General features: G+C 69.3%; 16 protein-coding genes and 1 tRNA gene. 16 read left to right on the forward strand and 1 reads right to left on the reverse strand.

Features of this window, described 5'->3' with window-relative positions; translation table 11 throughout:
- The first annotated feature begins 41 nt into the window (after window positions 1-41).
- Window positions 42-118: transfer RNA gene (locus tag ACSQ2B_RS20265), tRNA-Arg, on the forward strand.
- A 199-nt stretch (window positions 119-317) separates the two neighbouring features.
- Here the strand turns inward: ACSQ2B_RS20265 and ACSQ2B_RS20270 are convergent.
- A complete protein-coding gene (locus ACSQ2B_RS20270; protein ID WP_436052709.1) occupies window positions 318-872 on the reverse strand; it encodes a hypothetical protein in 555 nt (184 codons plus the stop codon).
- 553 nt (window positions 873-1,425) lie between these two features.
- Here ACSQ2B_RS20270 and ACSQ2B_RS20275 point away from each other — a divergent pair.
- The 15 genes from ACSQ2B_RS20275 to ACSQ2B_RS20345 all read left to right on the forward strand — a co-directional run bounded on the left by ACSQ2B_RS20275 (window position 1,426) and on the right by ACSQ2B_RS20345 (window position 18,822).
- Entirely contained in the window at window positions 1,426-1,653 is a 228-nt protein-coding gene (locus ACSQ2B_RS20275; protein WP_436052711.1) for a DUF2391 family protein, read from the forward strand.
- Entirely contained in the window at window positions 1,598-2,239 is a 642-nt protein-coding gene (locus tag ACSQ2B_RS20280; protein ID WP_436053728.1) for a TIGR02587 family membrane protein, read from the forward strand. Before ACSQ2B_RS20275 ends, ACSQ2B_RS20280 begins: the two co-directional genes overlap by 56 nt.
- Before the next feature lie 83 nt (window positions 2,240-2,322).
- On the forward strand, window positions 2,323-2,655 hold the full coding sequence (locus ACSQ2B_RS20285; RefSeq protein WP_436052713.1) for a hypothetical protein: 333 nt from the start codon (window positions 2,323-2,325) through the stop codon (window positions 2,653-2,655).
- A gap of 46 nt (window positions 2,656-2,701) precedes the next feature.
- The gene (add, locus tag ACSQ2B_RS20290) at window positions 2,702-3,694 is read left to right on the forward strand and encodes an adenosine deaminase (RefSeq protein WP_436053730.1); all 993 of its coding nucleotides are present in this window, start codon (window positions 2,702-2,704) and stop codon (window positions 3,692-3,694) included.
- 2 nt (window positions 3,695-3,696) lie between these two features.
- Window positions 3,697-4,986 (forward strand): NtaA/DmoA family FMN-dependent monooxygenase, encoded by a 1,290-nt coding sequence (locus ACSQ2B_RS20295; RefSeq protein WP_436052714.1) that lies wholly within the window; start codon window positions 3,697-3,699, stop codon window positions 4,984-4,986.
- A 279-nt stretch (window positions 4,987-5,265) separates the two neighbouring features.
- The gene (locus tag ACSQ2B_RS20300; RefSeq protein ID WP_436052715.1) at window positions 5,266-6,216 is read left to right on the forward strand and encodes an AfsR/SARP family transcriptional regulator; all 951 of its coding nucleotides are present in this window, start codon (window positions 5,266-5,268) and stop codon (window positions 6,214-6,216) included.
- Between the two features lie 198 nt (window positions 6,217-6,414).
- Complete coding sequence (locus ACSQ2B_RS20305) at window positions 6,415-6,678, forward strand: hypothetical protein (RefSeq protein WP_436052717.1); 264 nt, start codon at window positions 6,415-6,417, stop codon at window positions 6,676-6,678.
- Between the two features lie 40 nt (window positions 6,679-6,718).
- On the forward strand, window positions 6,719-11,050 hold the full coding sequence (locus ACSQ2B_RS20310; protein WP_436052718.1) for a papain-like cysteine protease family protein: 4,332 nt from the start codon (window positions 6,719-6,721) through the stop codon (window positions 11,048-11,050).
- A 31-nt stretch (window positions 11,051-11,081) separates the two neighbouring features.
- Window positions 11,082-12,167, forward strand: coding sequence for a hypothetical protein (locus tag ACSQ2B_RS20315; RefSeq protein WP_436052719.1), 1,086 nt, complete (start codon window positions 11,082-11,084; stop codon window positions 12,165-12,167).
- Entirely contained in the window at window positions 12,164-12,406 is a 243-nt protein-coding gene (locus ACSQ2B_RS20320) for a hypothetical protein (protein WP_436052721.1), read from the forward strand. The genes ACSQ2B_RS20315 and ACSQ2B_RS20320 overlap by 4 nt, the downstream gene beginning before the upstream one ends.
- Window positions 12,403-13,194, forward strand: a complete 792-nt coding sequence (locus ACSQ2B_RS20325) for a hypothetical protein (protein WP_436052723.1) — start codon at window positions 12,403-12,405, stop codon at window positions 13,192-13,194. The genes ACSQ2B_RS20320 and ACSQ2B_RS20325 overlap by 4 nt, the downstream gene beginning before the upstream one ends.
- Window positions 13,191-14,630 carry a S8 family peptidase gene (locus ACSQ2B_RS20330; RefSeq protein WP_436052725.1) on the forward strand — a complete coding sequence of 480 codons (1,440 nt, stop codon included), beginning with the start codon at window positions 13,191-13,193 and terminating at the stop codon, window positions 14,628-14,630. The genes ACSQ2B_RS20325 and ACSQ2B_RS20330 overlap by 4 nt, the downstream gene beginning before the upstream one ends.
- Before the next feature lie 45 nt (window positions 14,631-14,675).
- On the forward strand, window positions 14,676-16,376 hold the full coding sequence (locus ACSQ2B_RS20335) for a hypothetical protein (protein WP_436052727.1): 1,701 nt from the start codon (window positions 14,676-14,678) through the stop codon (window positions 16,374-16,376).
- Window positions 16,377-16,390: 14 nt separating this feature from the next.
- Window positions 16,391-17,428, forward strand: a complete 1,038-nt coding sequence (locus ACSQ2B_RS20340; RefSeq protein ID WP_436052729.1) for a hypothetical protein — start codon at window positions 16,391-16,393, stop codon at window positions 17,426-17,428.
- A 23-nt stretch (window positions 17,429-17,451) separates the two neighbouring features.
- Window positions 17,452-18,822: a hypothetical protein gene (locus tag ACSQ2B_RS20345; RefSeq protein WP_436052731.1), complete on the forward strand. Its 1,371-nt coding sequence runs from the start codon at window positions 17,452-17,454 to the stop codon at window positions 18,820-18,822.

Consider the following 18,822-nt stretch of genomic DNA (forward strand, 5'->3'; position numbering starts at 1 on the left):
CCGACGACGCTAGAGAACCGCCCTCGCCGCAAGGCGACTGCGCGCCCGTAGCTCAGCTGGATAGAGCATCAGACTACGAATCTGAGGGTCGGACGTTCGAATCGTTCCGGGCGCGCCATTTTCCCCTAGAAATTCAGCAATTTAGGCGGGGGCGATTTCTCCGCCCGTCTTAAGATTGCGATTAAGACGGGTTTTAAGGCGGGATCCCGGCCTTGAACGCCCCGGAACACGATTCCGTGCGCTCCCGCGCGAAGGGCTGCTACGACCCTCGGGACCCCCGCTCAATGGCTCGCCCGCACTCCCGGGAGCCCTCAATCCTACGTCTGTTTCTTTGTCGCCTGACCGCTGCGCCTCGCAGCCCGCATCTTTTCAACCTTCGCTAGGGAAAAAGTTGGATCTTCGTTCCAGAAGTTCCTGATCAACTCCAGCACGCTGTTCGAACGCATGACCTGAGCCTTCATCTCGTCCAACAGGTCCTGCTCGTCTTTAGGGGGCTGCCCACCCTCCCCGGCGATCGCCTCGTCATCTCGCCAGTGGTCCGGATTGTTCTGGATCGCCGCGCAGAGACGGGCCTTCGCGTCGTCGAAGGTCATTTCTGGGATCGGAACCAAGGTCTGGTCCACCCAATGGTCGCCGGTGAGGAAGAGAAATAAGCGTGACCGAAATCCTCCGGTCAGGCCCAGATCGCGCACGGATGAAATCCGCCAGCAGCGGCCCTCGACATCTACGATCAGCATACCCACCCTCTGCGCGACCTCCCGCCGACCGCAGGTGGAAAAGAATTCTGCGTCCCAGAACAATTCCCACGGCTCACGGCCAGGCTGCGCATCCGCGAGGCCTACGAGGGGATATTTGAGGTCGACGGGGTTCATCGACGGTCGCTCCGAGCCTTCGCCGCAGCGACCGGATGCCCGACGGCTGCGCCCGTCGCGACTTTCGACCAGGCCGGCGTGCCGTACCAGTAGCGCTGCGCAGGATTGAAGCGGGGCAGATCGCCCACCGGTTCTGGGGAATTAGCCAGTGATGGCCGTGTTGACCACTGGCGAGTCACGATGCGTCCGACAAAGCCTCCGCCGGTCCTGCCTGCGCTGCAGCAGAAATCCCAATCCAGCGCCGTCCGGCAAAGACCGTTCGGCAGGATCAACCGCGTCGAGACCACCAAGGCCCTGCTATCGCCGAAGGCGGCCGAGATAACCGTCCCGGCGAGCACGGAATAGGGCGAAGCCGACGCCTCAAGCCGATCACGCCCCGGCGTGGGTGCGGCTGGCCGGGGCGCCTAACGCCGGGCGCGGCGACTGGGACGGCCGAGCCGGTCGTGAGGGCTTCGCGTCCAGAACTATGGCGTCGGGCGCGGCAGGAACTGCCCTCAGACTGTCTGGTTGAAGATCGCGGGAGCAAGCTTCGCCTTTCAGGCGTTCCTGCCGAATGAGCGTCGATGCAGCGAATGAGGAAAGCTATGGCCGCGGGCTGGCGCGGGCCGTGGCGGGGGCCTTGATCTTTAGCTTTCCACTCCTGATGACCATGGAGATGTGGCAGCTGGGGTTCTACATGGACCGACTGCGGTTGGCCTCTCTTCGTCGTGGTCACGGCCTTGGTCGTGTTCGGGCTGAGCCGGTTCACCGGTTTCCGCGACGAGACCTCCTTCTTCGATGACCTGCTCGACGCCCTCGCCGCGCTGATGGTCGGCTTCGCCGTATCCGCGGCATTGCTGTGGCTCATGGCGCTCCTCGGACTGCAGACGAGCGTACGCGAGGCCGTGGGCATGATCGCCTTGCAGGCTACGCCAGCGAGCATGGGGGCCGTTCTGGCCAACAAGCAGCTCAAGGCGAACGTCCCTGGCGCCGACAAGGAGGATCGCGCAGGTTACCCTGGTCAACTGTTCCTCATGGCCGCCGGCGCCCTGTATTTCGCGTTCAACGTAGCGCCGACCGAAGAGATGATCCTGATTGGCTACAAGATGTCGCCCTGGCATACGCTTACCCTCGTGATCGCATCGCTGCTGCTGCTTCATACGCTCGTCTTCACGGTCGGGTTCGCCGGCCAGAAGAAGCACGAGGGTCGGGTCCTAGCCTTCCTGCACTTCACCTTGGCCGGCTACGGCGTCGCCTTGCTGGTGAGCCTGTACGTCCTTTGGACCTTCGGGCGGCTTGACGATGGTGTCACCGCCACCGTCAGGTCTGTGGCGGTGTTGAGCTTCCCCGGCGCCATCGGCGCGGCCGTCGCCAGGCTGGTGGTCTGACCATGACGACATCTCCCAAGAGACCGCGGACCAGCCTCAGGGAGCGCACGCCAATCGCGGAGTGGGCGGCGGCCGCTGTTGGCTTGGTGCTGACCGTGGGAGTGCTTGGCTACCTGGTGCGAGAGGGTCTCGACGCAGGCGAAGGTCCGCCCGAGTTGTCCGTGAGTAGCCAGACCGCCAAGGCGACGAACGGAGGGTTTGTCGTTCCGCTGATCGTGAGCAACGACAGCACCGCCACTGCGGCGGAGGTTCAAGTCCGTGGCGTGCTGGAAATGGGCGGGACGGTCTTCGAAGAGCGTTTTGCGACCTTCGCCTACGTGCCGGGCCGGGGCGAAGCGAGAGGCGGGATAATATTCCAGCGAGACCCGGGTCGATATCAGCTTCGGCTCTCAACCGAAGGGTATGAAGAGCCATAGGCCGGCGCAGACATCGCGCATGCAGATGCAAGACTTCATCGCCGCCATGCCCAAGGCCGAACTCCACGTCCACCTGGAGGGGACGCTCGAGCCGGAAATGAAGTTCGTGCTCGCCGCGCGCAACGGCGTCGCACTTCCGTACAAGACCGCCGACGAAATGCGGGACGGCTATGTCTATCACGACCTGCCGTCGTTCCTCCGCGTCTTCTACGAGGGGCGCAAGGTCTTGATCGAGGAGATCGATTTCTACGATCTCTGCTACGCCTACCTGCAGAAGGCGGCGTCCCAGAACGTGCTCTATGCCGAGATGTTCTTCGACCCCCAGCAACATACCGAGCGGGGTATTGCGTTCGATACGGTGATACGGGGCCTCACCCGCGCCCGCGTCGACGCCGAACGAAACCTGGGAATTCGGTCCCAACTCATCATGTGCTTTCTGCGCGAACAGAGCGCGCAGTCCGCGATGGACGTGCTGCTCTCAGCGCTCGCCTACAAGGCGGACATCGTCGGTGTCGGGCTCGATTCCGACGAGAAGGACAATCCGCCCGCGAAGTTCGCTGACGTCTTCCGGCGCGCACGCCAGGAGGGGTTTCGCCTGACGGCGCATTGCGACGTCGACCAGGAGAACACCCACGCCCACATCCGCCAGGCGTTGACGGATATCGGCGTGGATCGGATCGATCATGGGGTGAACGTCCTCGAGGACCCAGAACTGGTCGCGCTGGCGCGCACGCAAGGGATCACCTTCACGCTTTGCCCTTTCGCCAATGAGGTCGTGCGGCCGGGGCGAGGCCAGGAGCCGATCCGGCAGATGCTCGACATGGGCCTCAAGGTCACGCTGAACTCGGATGACCCAGCCTACATGAAGGGCTTCTACATCTCGGAGAACCTGCAGCTGGCCCAAAGCGCCGCCGGGCTCACCCCTGTCGACCTGCTCAGCATGAGCCTGAACGCCTTCGAGGCGGCCTGGATTTCACCGTCCGAGCGGGAGGGCTACCTCATCGCACTGGACCGTTTCGCCCGCGCTTGGGGTGAATGACGATGTTTCATCTGGGTTGGTTCCTCTATGAGGCTGTCCAGGGTTGGGGCACGCCGGAATACGACGCGTCCTACGGATGGGCGACGCCGAAGCTGCACCAGGACATGGCGCGCCGGCTCGAGGCGGCCGGCTTCGATTTCATTCTGCTGGAGGACTCCAGCGCGATCCCGAACGAATACGCGGGCTCGCGGGACATCTATCTGAGCGAAACGGTCCACGCGCCGAAGTTCGATCCGCCTGTCATGGCCAGCTACATGGCCGCCGCAACATCGCGGATCGGCATCGTGCCGACCATGGCGACGACCTTCTACCCGCCCTTCATTCTGGCGCGCCAGGCGCAGACCCTCGACCTGATGTCCGGCGGACGCCTCGGCTGGAACATCGTCACCTCGTCCAGCGATCTGGCGGCGCGCAACTTTGGACAGGCCGCCCTTCCGGAACATGACGAACGCTATGATGTCGCCGACGAATACCTGGACGTCTGCAAGCGCTTGTGGAGCTCGTGGGAGCCGGGCGCCGTACTCGCCGACATCGAGAGCGGCGTGTTCGCCGACCACACGAAGGTGCGGGAGATCGACCACCGGGGCGCCCACTACAGCGTGCTGGGGCCGCTCAATGTGCCGCCGTCGCCGCAGGGCCGACCCGTGCTTGCGCAGGCGGGGAATTCCCCCAGGGGGCGTCGCTTCGCGGCGCAACACGCCGACATCGTCCTGACGCCAGTGAACCATCCGGACGGCATCAAGGCGTTCCGCGACGACATCCGCCGGCTGGCTGTCGAGGCCGGCCGCAATCCGGACGACGTCAAGGTCATGGCGCTGGCCTTCCCGCGCATCTGTGAGGACCAGGCCGCGGTTGCGGACTATCGCGCCTATCTGAAGGCGGTCCCCGACCGCTTGACCCGGGCCTGGGTCGCACAGGTGAGTGCGATCACCGGCCTCGACCTGTCGCGGTATGAGCTCGACGAGCCGCTGCCCGACAGCGTCCAGACGAACGGCAGCAGGGGGACGCTGGATTGGCTCCGGCGCGACCGGGCCACGGTGCGTCAGATCGGACTTCGTCTGGCGCGGCTGACACCGGAGGAGCCGATGATAGGAACCGCCGAGCAGATCGCGGCCGAGATGGCCGAGGTCATGGCCTATGTCGGCGGCGACGGCTTCCTGATTTCGGGGCCCCTCACGCCGCGCAACGTGGCCCGCGTCGCCGATCAGCTGGTTCCGGCTCTGCAAAAGCTAGGGGTCACGCGAGAGGCGTATAGCCACGAGACGCTTCGCGGAAATCTGCTGGCGTTCTGATGCGCCCTTGCGCCAGTCAGGTGGCTCCGGGGTGCGCAGTCCCGAACGTCTTATCGGTCATGCGGGCCCGCCTTGGGGCGGGAGAAGTTGCGTCATCGCCATGTACCCGACGACGCCCGCGCAAAAGGCTATGAAGTCGTAAAAGTAATGCGCGAGAACTGACCCCTTCGAGCCGCGATGAAAAACTTCACGATCTTGTGCGATCGACCGCAGATTGCATCTGGGCGGGCTTGGCGCCTTCAGTAACGGCGGCAGACGTTTGCGTCCCGGGGGACCCGCGTGGAAGCGCTTACCGTCCATCTGTTCGGCGAGGTGCGGGTCCGGACAAATTCCGGCGCGCTTATTCGTTTTCCGACCCGCAAGTCGAAGTCGTTGCTTGCCTGCCTTGCGATCAGGCGGGAGGGGCGGGCGCTGCGCAGCTCCCTGGCCGGAGAACTCTGGCCCGACGCACCTGAGGAGCGGGCCCAGCGGGCCCTGAACACTGAATTCTGGCGGCTGCGCACCGCCCTGCGAGACGGCGGCGCCGACCCGAACCTCGTGCTGCAGACGGACTATGAATCGATCGGACTGAACGCGGGGGCGCCCATCTGGGTCGACGCGGCGGCGTTCGAGCGCGCGACCGTCGACCTCTCGCGCCTCGAGGCGAGCCTGCCGGCCGACCCCGCGCTCGCCGGCCCCCTGGTCGAGGCGGTCGACCTCTATTCCGGCGACCTGATGGAGGGCATCTACGACGATTGGTGCCTGGTGCATCGGGAGGCCTACCGCGCTCGGCTGATCGCGACCCTGGAGCTGCTGGTGCGCGTGCGGATGGACGAGCAGTGCTGGGAACAGGCGATCGGCTTTGGCCGGCGGCTGCTGGAGATCGACCCGCTCCTGGAGCACGTGCACCGGGCCTTGATGCGCTGCCACCATCAGCGCGGTCACCGGGCCGCGGCGCTCAAACAATACGAGGCCTGCGCGGCGGTGCTGCGTCGCGACCTAAGTGTCGAGCCGATGGAGAGCACCCGGCTGGCCTACGAGGGGATCCTCGCCGCCGCGCCCTGGGCGCCGCCCAGGCCCCTCGGTGTGGCGCTGGGCGAGCCGCGTGCGATCGCGTCGCCGGACGAGATGGTCCGCCATGGCGCGACGCCGGCGGAGAAGATCGACTATGCGTTGGCCAATCTGAACACCGCGCGCACTTGGCTGGAAGACGCCGGGCGCTCGCTGCGAAACCCGGATCCGCCCGGCTGAGGCGGGCCGCCGATTTCGCACGCCCCAAGCCGCCTGCGGGCGGCTTTTTCGCGTGGGCGCGGCGGGATCACAGCCGGAAATATGGATTTGTGATCGGCCTGTGATCGGCGCGGGATTCGGCTGTGTGAGCGCCCGGCCATGGTGCGACCGAACGTCCCATCGGGGCGAAACGCGGCACGCCATGAATCAGGAACGCACATGCGGAGATCGCAGGGAGCGGCAGTCGGGGGGCTTGGCTCACGGCGGGCCGGCCACCGCTTCGTCGTCGTGGTCTACGGCGACGAGAGCGCAGCGACCCAGCCCTGGCCTGGCCACGTCGTGCACGTCCCCACGAGCGTCGATCCGCTCGTGGAGATCCGGGTCCCGTTCGACGAGGTCGAGCGCCTTCCGGACCTCATACGTCAGCTCATCCGCGGGGCGCTCGCCGCCTCGGCGCCTGACTCGGGGGTGAGGGGGTCATGAGCCCGCCGCGCCCCGACTCTCCCTCCACGAGGTGACCACCATGGTTGCGCAGATCCGCCCCAACCGGCTCGACGTCAACGACCGCTTCCCCATGCTGGGGTTCACGATTCGAGCCGACGGACCGCCGCAGCGGGCGGAGGTGGCGCTGGCCACCGACCCGGCGCTGTTCCGCGCCGACGGAAAGGCCAAGCGCACGGCGTCGAACTTCTATTCGAGCCGGGCGTCCGGGCCGCTCTCCATCCCCCGCGGCGAGGCGGTCTATGTGGTGCCGCCGGAGGTCCTGGGCCGGTTCATCGGGGCGGAAAGGCTCTACTTCGGCCTGGCGACCGCGCCGGCGGCCAACGGCGCGGCCTACCAGGTGGCGAGTGTGCCCACAGACGCCAGCCCCTACGTCTCGCTGCGCGACCTGACCGAGCGGAGCATGCGCCGGGTGCGCATCCTGCCGAGCCGCCAGCGGACGAATGGCTATGGCGACAACGGCCACGCGGGCATGGATTGGGCCGGAGACGCCGCCGCCCCAGGCGCAGAGCCCGTGAAGGCGGCCAACGGCGCGAACGGATCCGCGCCGAAGCAGGGCGGGGCTGCGGTCGAGCCCGCGCCCTATGACGACGGCTTCGGCCCGATGCCGCCCCCGCCGAACGCGCCCGCCGCCACGCCGGCGGTCGCCCAGGGGGCGGAGGACGACGCCGGGATGCAGATCGGGGCCGAACGGGTCACGCTCGCCCCGCTGCCCGTCTATACCCTGCCGGAGGGCCAGCAGCTCGCGCTGAAGACCGCCCTGACCATCGGGCTGGCGCCCTTGGGGCCGCTGGCCAGCCTGATCCCGGAAATCGCCCGCGCGACCGGCTGCTCGATCGGCGTCGGGCCGGCGGTGAGCGGCGGCCTGGTGCACGGCTACGGCCTTGGCGTCGGCGTCATCTTCGGGCCGAATGGCGAGCTGGGCTTCTACGGCTCGGCCGAGTTCGAGGTGGGCGTGCTCGCATCGCTGAGCGCCACCTGCCAGATCACGGTCATGCGCGGCGGCCTGGAGGGTTTCAGCGGCGCCGGCAAGGCCGCGGCCCTGTCCTACAACTACAAGGGCGCGGTGGTGGGCGGCGCGGCGCTGTTCGACGCCAACGACCACTTCCACGGGGTCATGATCCAGGCCGGCCTGGGGGTCGAGCTGATCCACGGCCTGCCGGACATCTATGCGGCCCTGGAACGCCGGACCGCCGTACAGGTCGCTCCCGCGCAAGGGTTGGGCCGGGGCGGCTGGAGCCGACAGCCCTATGGCGCGAGCAGGGCGCTCGACAGCGGCGGGATCCAGATCCAGGTCGCGCCCGACCGGGTCCCTGTGACGCCTCCGCCGGTGAAGCTGCTGGACGACTGGCAGCGGACCCTGCTGCTCGGCGGGCTGATGGCGCTGCCGGCGCCCATCGGACCGCTGATCACCGGCTTCAAGCTCGGCGCACAGGCGGCGGGGGTTTCGATCGGTTTCGGCCCCGCCGCGGGGGGCGGCTTCTTCGGCGGCGCGGGCGTGGGATGCGGCCTGATCTTCGGCCCTGCGGGCGAACTGGGCGCCTATGGCCAGTGGGAGGTCGACGTGGGCTTCCTGGCCTCGCTGAGCGCGGTGATGCAGGTCACCGTGGTCAAGGGCGGCGTCGAGGCCTTCAACGGCTGGAGCACCGCGGCGGCGATCTCCGGCGGCGAGGGCGTCGTCGGGGGCGGGGCGGCGCTGTTCAATGAGAGGGGCGAGTTCCAGGGCGTCTCGGTCCAGGCCGGCGCCGGCGTCGGACTGTCGCCTGTAGACATCTATCTCGCGGCCCAGCAGTCGAAGTCCGTGCAGCTCGGACTGGCCCAGGGCCTGGGTCGGACGCCGCGGCGGGGCGTGTGGTCGAAGGGGCTCGTCGGCGCCCGCGGCCTGGACGCCGACCCGCTGGCGGTGGACGTGAAGTATCGGATGTTCATCCCTTCGCCGCTGATCGACTCGCCATTCGCGGTCTACGGGGGCGACGGGCGCGACTTCGCCTACGACGGGGGCTCCAGCCGGGGCGAGATTCACGCCACCGTGCGGCTGACCCCCGGCGGCGGCGTGGCGGGCATCGACCTGATCGGCCGCGACTGGGGCAGGAGCACCGCCTACGCCACGAGCGATTCCTATCATCCTGAGGGCAAGCCGGACTGGTGGTTGGAGAAGGTGGACGGCGCCCAGCCGACCGAGTGGAAGAAGCTGGAAGCCAGCGACGACAACCTCAAGATCGAGGTGGGGGCGAGCTCGCGCCGCTCGCTGCAGACCATGTTCGAAAATTCGTCCGTGGTCACCATATCGGCGGCCGGCGCCCTGCCGCTGTCGACGACCGCCCCGGACATCGACGCAACCATGTCGATCTTCCTGCGCATCAACGGCGGCGCGGTGGAGGCCAAGGTCGACGGCAGCCATGACGGCTTCCCGTGCCACGAGCTCTATGTGAACGGCAAACGGCTCTACGCCTACGACCCGGTCGCCGCCGGCGCCGGCCCGACGTCGCTGATGCCGCCGGAGGACATCACGGCGATAACCGACTGGGTCGTCGTCGCCACGATCGGCGCCAGCGCCCAGGCCCTGAGCGGCGACGCTTTCAGCATCAACTGGGACGATGTCGAGCTGATCCCACAGACCAGCGACCTGGGGTGTTGGGCCGCCGCGGCCGCGATGGTCGTCGGATGGCGCGACCACATGAGCGTGTCGCCCAGCTCGATCGCCGACATGTGCTCGCGAAGCGGGCTCAACGGCCTGGATTTCGGCAAGGAGAAGGAATTCGCCAAATCCATCGGCTTGGTCGCGGAGAATCCGGCCTGCTACACGGCGGACGGATTCCGCGGGCTGCTGGAGTCGTTCGGACCGCTGTGGGTCGGCTCGGCCGTTCCCAGCCCGCACATCCGGGTCGTCACCGGCATGTATTCCGACGGACTCGACACCTACGTCCGCATCACCGACCCCTGGGACCGGGTGGTCGGCGCGCCCGGCAAGCCAGGGCCGGCCCTGGCGACGCATGAGACGGGCAGCCGCTACATCATGCGCTACGAGGATTTCACCCAGGAATACGAGACCGCAGGCATGCAGGTCCCGCCGGGGACCCTGCAGATCCTCCACAGCGCCGGCGTCCTCCTGCGCATGCCCAACCGCGGCGACGCCAAAGGGGCGGGCTACGCCCAGGGCCTGGCGCGTGCGTTCGAAGCGCCGCTGCTGGCGGGGCTGGAGTTCGCCGGGAGCGCCTGGAACGCGATCCCGCCCAAGGGCCTGAACTACGAGACCGACTCGAGCCTGCCGGCCGCCGAGAAGCTCGAGGTCTGGCGGCGTCGGCTGGAGCTTCTGGTGGGCGGGCCGACCGCCCAGAAGCTGGGCGACCTGCCCGCCGTGGCCCGCGACCGGGGCTGGACCATCGCGGTCGGCGCCGGCGCGACGCCGGGGGTCGCCCTGGTCAGCGCCATCGGTTCAGGCCTGACGATCGATCCCGACGGCCAGCCCAAGACCTTCGGCGTCGGCCGCCTCGACGGCGGTGCGCCGCTGGATCCCGTGGAGCCCAAGGCGATGGCTGCGGTCACCAATGGCCGGCCGCAGATCACCATCATCGAGGGCGACAGCGGCGCCTTCATGCGCTGGGGCCAGGCGGTGGCGTTCCGCGCGAGCGACCGACGGATCCGCAATGGCGCGGCCCTGCTCGCGCCCAACGGGGCCTTCGCGGGGGCGACCTTCGAGCTGCTGGTCAACGGCCTGAAGGCCGAGGACGTGTTCGACGCGATCAAGGTCGGCTACGCCCAGGCCCCGGCCCGGTCGGGCGATTTCACCATGCCGCTCGACCCCGCCGTCGCCCAGGGCGCGTCGCGGTCCTTCGCGGTGCGGGCGTTCAACGAGGACCCCGGTCCGGCGCCGGGCACGACGCTCACGCGGCGGCAGAAGGATGTCGGCGGCGTGCGCTTCGACCTGGCCCAGATGAAGGGCCTGGTTCCGCCGCAGGCTCAGCCGGCGATCGCGGTGGGCGCGCCGTTGCCGGGCAAGCGGGTGGTGCTCAACGACTGGCCCTATCTCGATGGCCCCTCGGGACGCACCCACGGCGACGTGCAGATCGACTGGTCCTACGCCGCCGGCGCCGTGGGGGAGGTGATCACCGACGTGGCCGACGCGGCGGCCTTCGACGGCGTCCTGCTGAGCGTCGCCACCAGCATCGCCCCGGCGTCCCTGCCGGCGCCCGAGCCGACAGTCGCTGCGGTGACGGTCACCACGCGGTTCGTCTTCTGCCGCGCCGGCCAGCCCGACGAGGTGGCGATCACCGAGGTGACACTGTTCGGCGACGGACGTGAGCCTCAGCGGGTCAACCGCCAGGAAAAGCCTGTTCCGGCGCTCGGCCGCTAACGGGAGCTGGACCGTGGCTGGTGACCCTAAGATGTCCAGGCTGACCCCGCCCCCGCCGCCCAACACCTGGGGCCCTGCGGCGAGCGGGCGTGGGACCGCTCGCGGGCTGGAGAGCGGCTTCTTTCTCGGCGGCGGGCGCTCCGAGCCGGAACCGCCTCCGCCCGATCCCGTCGACAGCGGGGCGGGCAAGCCGAAACGCGAGCTGGCCACCGACGCCTTCGCCAGGCGGGTCGGCGCGACCGTGGACGAGCTCGACTTCCCCGCCTTCGTCGCCTCCCTGGTGCACGGGACTTTCGACGCCATCGTGGATTCGTCCATCCGCCAGATGGAGAGCTTCGCGGACCTGGTGTCGGCGGTGGCCAAGCCGCTCGACGAGTTCACCCAGGACAACGTCACCCAGAACCAGGCGCGCGACTGGATCGTCGAGCAGTTCCCGCGCGACGTCCAGCTGGTCCAGTCCGGCGGTGAGTTCCGGCTGGAGCCCCGGCTGGCGGCGGCGCCCGACGGCGACGAGCCGCCTGCGCCGGCCTGGCTCGCCGACTTCGGCCAGGAGGGGGCGGAGCTCTCCAGTGAGCTGCTGGAGGAGGAGATCCTGCCCCAGGCCCGCGAACGGGTGGCCCGCCAGCGCCTGCAGACCTTGGCCAGCATGGTGCTGATGGGCATGAACCGGGTGGTGGTGAAGGACGGGACCATCGCCGCGCGCCTGCGCTTCCGGGCCACCGGCGTCGACACCGCCGCCGTCCAGTACGCCACGTCGGACGACCCGTCCGGCGGCGGCTCGGAATGGGGCAGCCGCGGAGCGCGAACCTATTCCCTGCCGTCGACCAAGGTCTCCACCGTGGGCGTCAACGCCCAGTCCGACAGCGAGCTCAAGGCGGAGCTGTTCGGCGAGGTGAAGATCAACTTCGCCTCCGAGACAGTGCCGCTCGACCGGTTCATGGACGAGGCCAAGCGCACCCTCCTGGAGCGCCACGCGCGCAGCATTCCCACGCCCCAGGCCCGGGCGGCCGCGCCGGCCGCCGCGCCGCCGCCGCCGATCCTGGCGGCGCCCGCTCCCGCTCCCGCGCCAGCTCCCGCTCCCGTGTCGAACCCGGCGCCCGCCGGAGGCCCGGCATGAGCGCGCGGCGGACCATGGGCGCGATGCTGGCCGAGGTCGCCGACGGGGCCATGGCCGCGGCGGCGACGGGCGGGCTGCGCGCCACCCGCGTGGAGATCACCTTGCCGGTCGAGGTGGGCTTCCGGCGGGTGGACGGCGAGACCCAGCTGCTGGCCGACCTGCCCCGGCTCCTCACCCGCACCGACTTCGACCTGGAGCCCAGCCGGCTCACCGTGGTGTGGCAGGAGGCCGGGCCATGACGTCCGACGCCACCCTGCCGCTCGAGCACTTCATCCAGGCCGTGCAGAGCCAGCTCGACAACGCCCAGACCGCCATGGCGGTGAAGGCGCGCAATCTCAACCTGCCGCTGACCTTCGCCATCAAGGACATCACCCTGGACCTGCGCGCTCATGTGGAGTTCGCCAACAGCCAGATCCGCCTGCGGCCCGCCGGTCCCTCCGAGAAGGAGGCCAGCCTCTTCCACCTGGTGTTCACCGCCATCACCCGGCCGATGATCGACGAGAACGCCGTCAGCTTCTCCGAGAACCCTGACGATCAGTCGATCGACGACCTGAAGGACGACCTTTCCGACGACGAGCGCCGCCGGCTGGAGTGGGTGGGCGTCCGCACCGTCTCCAAGCTGCGCGAGGTGGAAAGCCAGGGCGAGAGCCGTACGGTGGGCCGGGTCACGAGCCTGCCGGTCGACCGACTGCGCCGGGCGCTGGAGCGGGCCTCTTCGCCGCTGGTGGAGCATGTGACGCCGGTGGGCGCCTCGCCGGGCGACCCTCCCGACCTGCCGGCGCTGTTGCGGGTGCGCGGCCGCAACCTGACGCAGGAAGGCGTCTCGCCCTACGTGGCCATCGGCGGCCGTCCCGTGGCGGTGCTGAAGGCCAGCGATCGCGAACTGCTGATCGCCCCGGACGCCGAGCAGTGGGCGGGCGAGCTCTCGATCCAGCCGTCGCCGCAGCTGGCGACCACCATGGGCTTCGACCTGCGGCCGTTCGCGCCACGCCCGAACGGCCATGGCCAGCCGGAGGCGCCGTCATGACCATCCGCCGCCTCGGCATGCCCTGGGCCGCGCCCGGGGACCGCACCTACTCCCTGCCCAACAGCCTGATCGTCAAGCTGGCCCTGGGCGAGGCGCCCGACGCCGCGCCGGCGCTGGCCGACGTGCGGCGCGGCGCGGCGGCGGCGGCGGCCTCGATCGACGGCGGTCCGGTCGACCGGATCGTCACGCGCTACGCCGGCGGCGTCCGGGCCTGCCGCCTGCACGCTGCGGCCCGGAGCGCCGGAGCGCTCGGGCGCGGGCGCCAGGGCTTCGACGAGGTCGAGCAGCTGACCGGCGTGGCGCGCACCTTCGTGCTGCAGGCGCCGACGGGCACCTCGATCGGGGCCTTGGTGGACTCGCTGGCTCAGGTGACGACGGTGGAGTCCGCCAGCCCGAACTATGTGTGCGTGACGCCCTATGAGGCGTCGCCGCGGGGCGACCCGATGGGCGAGGACGCCTGGGCCGCGCGGCTGATGGTGCGCGCCGCCGAGGCCCTCGCCTACGAGCCCGGAGATCCCGCCGTCATGGTCGGCCTGGTCGACAGCGGCGTCGCGCCCGACCATCCGGAGCTGAGCGGCCGCCTGAGGGCCGGCTACGACACCGTCCAGCTGGGCGGCGATGACGTGGCGCCGGGGATCATCCTGATGGGCGACCACCGGCGCGACGACAGCAATCCCGTCGACCTGTGGGTCGGCCACGGCATGGGCTGCGCCGGCGTGATGTCGGCGCTTGGACTGGGCATGCCTCCGGGGCTGGCGGGACAGAGCCAGATCATCCCCATGCGGGCGCTGGGCGCGGCCAAGCTGCCTGGCAAGCCGATCCCGGTCGGCCTGGGGGCGATCGCCGATCTGGACGCGGCGGTGAAACGGGCCGTCGACCTGGGCGCCAAGGTGATCAATATGAGCTTCGGCTCCGACGACGCCGCCCTGGCCCCCTCGAGCCCCAAGCCGCACGCCGACGTGGTGCGCTACGCCCTGGAGCGGGGGTGCATCCTGGTGGCGGCCAGCGGCAACAACGGGGCCGACACCCGCTACTGGCCGGCCGCCTATCCCGGGGTGATCGCCGTCGGCGCCGTGGGCGCGGACCGGCATGCCTGCGCCTTCTCCACCCGCGGCGACCACGTGGCCCTGTGCGCGCCAGGCGAGCGCGTGCTCACCGCCGGCCTCACCGGTTACCAGTCGGCCACCGGCACCAGTTTCGCAGCCCCGTTCGTGGCCGGCGCCGCGGCCCTCCTGGCGGCGCGGGCGGCCCGCCGGGCCGTGCCGATCGACGGCGCCATCGTCGCGGAACTGCTCACCCGGACGGCGCAGCCCTTCGCCGGCGGACCGGCCCCAGGGTGCGGCGCCGGCATCCTCGACGCGGCGGCGGCGCTCGCCGCCCTCGACGCCTTCATCGACGCTGCGCTTCCCGAAGAGGAGCGAGCCGATGACGGCTGAGACGAGGCGAGGCGAGAACGGCAACCGACATTCAGGAGACTAGACATGGCCATTATCGACAACATCCGCTTCCGCGACATCGACCAGCGGGAAAAGCGCGAGATCCAGCGCATCGAAAGCCGCCTGGGCGTGCTCAGGACGACAGCGCCCAAGCGCCCGCTCAACCACGAAGAGATCGACGAAGAGCGGCGTCTGAAGGAGATAGCCGCCGAACTGAAGGCCGACCCGACGGAGGTCTGCGATCCCCTCTACGTCGGCGTCCGCGACCTGTTCAACGCCAGCGACGGCATCCTCGGCAGGCCGCTGGGCAACCATGTGGCCGGCAAGCTGCCGATCGACGACGACGATGCGATCATCAAGGCGGCCCTGACCCTGGGCTTCCTGATCGCCGACAACGTCGCTGCGCCGCCGGTGATGGTGCTGGGCGCCGCAGCGCCCGCAGCCGCCGCCGGAGGAGTGGTCGCGCCGACTATCGTCACCATGAGCGATCAGGCGGCCTTCCGGAGCCTCAGCCGCGCGTTCTTCGGGGCGATCGGCGAGGCCCAGGCCGTGCATGAGCTGGCCAAGCTGGTGCTGCCGATCCTGGCCATCGAAGGCGACCCCGACGGCAGGGGCGGCGACCAGCCCTCCGTGGACGCCGGCGAGTTCGCCCGGGTGGTGCGCGCCCTCGTCGAGCGGAACGTCACCGCCGACGAAGCCCAGCTGCGCCGCCGGGTCAACGAGGCGCTCGACCGCATCCAGCGCGTGGGCGCCAACAAGCCCATCACCGAGATGTCCCTCGCGCTTCCGGAGTTCGACGTCGAGCCGGCCAACGAGGTGGTCAAGCAGCACGTCGAGGTCTTCGAGCTGGCGGTCCCCGCCGCGATGCTCGACGAACTGGGGGTGTTCGACGTCGTCGACAAGATGGCCGAGATGGCGGTCTGCGGCGCGCTTTCCATCCCGCCGGGCGAGGCGGGCAAGATGTTCTACCGCTACTGGAAGGACGCGCCCTTCCGGATGAGCGCGGCCGATCGGCGGGCCTTTCTGGCCCTGACCATCGGCACGCCCGGCGGTCCGCCGAACAACGACATGGTCAACAAGTATTTCCGCGACCTGTGGCTGCGGTTCGTGGTCGCCGTCCCGGCGTTCATGCGTCGCAATGACGTCGACAACCTCCTGCGTCCGGCCGCGCCCAGCGTGATCAGCCACCAGCAGGTGCGCAAGGCGGCGCGGGACCTGATCGTGAACATGTCCCGCTACGCCTACGGCATGACCTACTACACCGCGCTCGACGTGCAGGAACAGATCAAGTTCATGATCGACCTGCTCAACGACAAGGACGTCAAGGCCAGCTGCAACGCCAATAATATGTGGGATGTCATCGACTACTATTCGTCGGTGTATCTGGAGCGGCCGAAGAGCGCCCCGCGGTACCGCACGCTCGCCAATTCGAGCGCCATCATCGCCGCATGGCTGTCCAGCAACGTCGATCGGATCATGGAGCCCACGGGCCCGCTGATCGACGTCGACGCGGTGCGGTTTCCGCCGCCCCGACCCTCGGGCCAGACGGCGAAGACCGATCCCACCGACTTCGACCTCGTCGAGGCTTGCGAGCTGTGGCAGCTGGACACCGCGACGTCGGCCGAGATGGCGGAGGCGGCTCTGCTGCCTCGAGAAGCTCCGCCCGTGGCGTCTCGTCCCATCCCCTCCTTCGCCCGCGAGATGCTCGACTCCGTCGACGTGGGACTTGGCTTCGCGCGGCACTAGGCAGGGAGGCTGACATGAAAAGCGAACCCCTCGCCGCCAAGGTGGCGCGACGATTGAGCCTCGCCGCGGGCGTCCTCGGCACCGCCGATCCGGGGGATTCCGTGCGGGGGATCCTGCAGCGCACCTTCTCCCTGCCGGAGGGCGACCAGCGCTACGGCCAAAACGCGCTCATGCCGATGGCCGCGCCGTTCGAGCCGTCGTTCTCCGAGCTGCAGCCCGGCGTCCTGCGCTTCACCATCGAACCGTTGCCGCCGGAGGCCTCCGGCCTCGACCGACGCGACGAGGCCACGCGCGAAATGCGGCGGCTGATCTCCGGCTGTGTCGGCCGCGAGGCGCTGCGGTGGTTCGACGAGCGCAGCGAGCCTTGGCGGGGCTTCACGGCGGGCGGCCGGCTCAACTACGGCGCCTTCTTCGGGACCAGCCACGACCGCGACGGCCTCTGTGCGTCCAAGGTCTACTACGAGATGCAGCCGGGCCAGGTCGGCGAGCTGCCCCACGGCCTGACGAGTCTGGCCCGCCTGGTCACCTCAATGCTGCCCTCGCTGACGCCGCTGTTCACGACCCTCGCCGCCCAGCGCGACCAGGGCGGCCAAAGGCTGACCTTCGCCCACACCGGGCCGCTCAAGCTGTCGGACCTGGGGCCGGTCCTCGACCAGCTCGGGCTGGGCCACCGGCTGCCGGGCATCATGCAGACCATCGGCCTGGTGCTCGGCGGACGTTTCGACCTGCCGGCCAACGGCTGTCTGCTGGCGTTCGGCCAGGGCCCGGACGGCCCGGAGTTCGAGATCTACGTTCTGCTCTCCACTATTCCCGACCTGCCGGCGAACTTCCTCAGCCTGTTGAGCCTCGGCCTGTCGGAGCGTCCGCGCGAGCTGATGGCCCTGGAGCGGTGGATGGGGGCCTTCACCCCCGAGGACGACGTCTGGCCCGGGCGGTTCTCGATCTTGTCGCTGCGCACGAGCCGCACGACCCCACCGCGCGCCAGCCTCTACCTGCGGCCGGCCGAATTCGAACTCCCCGCGCAGACGGCGAGAGCGTCGATCGCGGTCTGACCTCTACACTTCGGAGCTGCCCCATGCCCGCGTCCGCCGCCCAGTCCGTCCTTCCGCCGCCGCCCGGCCCCGAGGTCCGCGCCGTCGTCCGCGACCTCCTGACATCGAGTCGGGCCTTCCAGGCGCTGTCGCCCGCGAAGCAGCAGCAGGTCGCCCGCGACACGGCCCTGGTCGCCAGCTATCTGGCGGCGCCCGAGGGCATCCGGGCCCACAAGCTGGCGGGCGGCGCCCCTCCGGCGCGGGCGCTGGACGGCGACACCTGGCTCGCCGCGCCGTCCTCGCAGAACCCTCCGGCCCAGAACGCCGACTACCAGACGGCGCGCCAGGCGGTCACCGAGATCGGCACCAGCGACTTCAAGGCCGGGGGGGCCCGCGAAGGCGTCAGCCAGATGGGCGCGATGGTGGAGCAGGTGAACTTCACCGCCTTCGTGGGCGGGCTGATCAGCGGGGTGTTCCAGGCGATCGTGAAGTCCTCCATCGAGCAGATGGAGGCCTACTCCTCGATGATCGCCTCGGTGGCCAAGTCGCTCGGCCAGTTCATGGACGACAACGTCACCGACAATCAGGGCCGCGACCACATCGTCCAGCAGTTCCCGGACACCTTCGAGATTGGTCTCGACGACTTCTCCGGCGACCCCCAGCCCCGCTTGAAGCTGAAGGAGGGCGTGGAGGAGGGCGATGCGCTGAAAGCGGTCAACAACAAGCTCACCTTCGTCGACGGCTCTCCCACCAGCCTCGACCTGTCGGACGAGAACGCGGAACAGGCGCTGGTGCTCGCAGCGCGCGTGCAGCTCGCCAAGCAGCGCCAGCAACTGCTCGCCAGCATGGTGATGATGGGGATCAACCGCATCGTCATCACCGACGGCAAGATCTCCGCGAAGGTGATCTACCAGTTCCAGGCCCACGACGACCGGCGGCTCGAGCGCAGCGCCCAGGCGTTCGATTTCGCCCGCAAGGCCGACGGCAGTCTCGACTACACTCAGGACGGCACCAAGACCTGGGACAACAGCTCCAAGCGGGTCGGCAACTACAAGGGCGACTACCAGGGCGGCGGCGGCAGCTATTCCGGCAACTACACCGGGGACTACAGCGCCGAGTCCTACGCCAAGGGCACCCACCAATATCAGCAGAAGCCGGTGATGACCGCGATGAGCGCGGCTGCGGAGGGCAGCAACTCCAGCCTGGAGACCCGCGCCCAGCTGGCCGGCAACGTCGAGGTCAACTTCAAGAGCGACTACCTGCCGCTCGACAAGATGGCGACGCCCGGCATGATCGCCGCCATCCAGGGCAACTCGACCCCTGTCGATCCCAACGTCATTCCGTCGGCGCGCGCCGCCCCCGCTGCGGTTCCGGGCGCTGCGGCTCCCGCCGCCGCGCCGGCGCCGGCCGCCTGA

Origin of the sequence: Phenylobacterium sp. LjRoot225 (assembly GCF_964252855.1) — a bacterium.
Lineage (GTDB): Bacteria > Pseudomonadota > Alphaproteobacteria > Caulobacterales > Caulobacteraceae > Phenylobacterium.

Coding starts and splice junctions, on each gene's coding strand:
- ACSQ2B_RS20275 (WP_436052711.1), top strand. CDS start 1,426: ATGAGCGTCGATGCAGCGAATGAGGAAAGCTATGGCCGCGGGCTGGCG.
- ACSQ2B_RS20335 (WP_436052727.1), top strand. CDS start 14,676: ATGGCCATTATCGACAACATCCGCTTCCGCGACATCGACCAGCGGGAA.
- ACSQ2B_RS20270 (WP_436052709.1), bottom strand. CDS start 872: ATGAACCCCGTCGACCTCAAATATCCCCTCGTAGGCCTCGCGGATGCG.
- ACSQ2B_RS20310 (WP_436052718.1), top strand. CDS start 6,719: ATGGTTGCGCAGATCCGCCCCAACCGGCTCGACGTCAACGACCGCTTC.
- ACSQ2B_RS20345 (WP_436052731.1), top strand. CDS start 17,452: ATGCCCGCGTCCGCCGCCCAGTCCGTCCTTCCGCCGCCGCCCGGCCCC.
- ACSQ2B_RS20315 (WP_436052719.1), top strand. CDS start 11,082: ATGTCCAGGCTGACCCCGCCCCCGCCGCCCAACACCTGGGGCCCTGCG.
- ACSQ2B_RS20325 (WP_436052723.1), top strand. CDS start 12,403: ATGACGTCCGACGCCACCCTGCCGCTCGAGCACTTCATCCAGGCCGTG.
- ACSQ2B_RS20295 (WP_436052714.1), top strand. CDS start 3,697: ATGTTTCATCTGGGTTGGTTCCTCTATGAGGCTGTCCAGGGTTGGGGC.
- ACSQ2B_RS20340 (WP_436052729.1), top strand. CDS start 16,391: ATGAAAAGCGAACCCCTCGCCGCCAAGGTGGCGCGACGATTGAGCCTC.
- add (WP_436053730.1), top strand. CDS start 2,702: ATGCCCAAGGCCGAACTCCACGTCCACCTGGAGGGGACGCTCGAGCCG.
- ACSQ2B_RS20330 (WP_436052725.1), top strand. CDS start 13,191: ATGACCATCCGCCGCCTCGGCATGCCCTGGGCCGCGCCCGGGGACCGC.
- ACSQ2B_RS20305 (WP_436052717.1), top strand. CDS start 6,415: ATGCGGAGATCGCAGGGAGCGGCAGTCGGGGGGCTTGGCTCACGGCGG.
- ACSQ2B_RS20320 (WP_436052721.1), top strand. CDS start 12,164: ATGAGCGCGCGGCGGACCATGGGCGCGATGCTGGCCGAGGTCGCCGAC.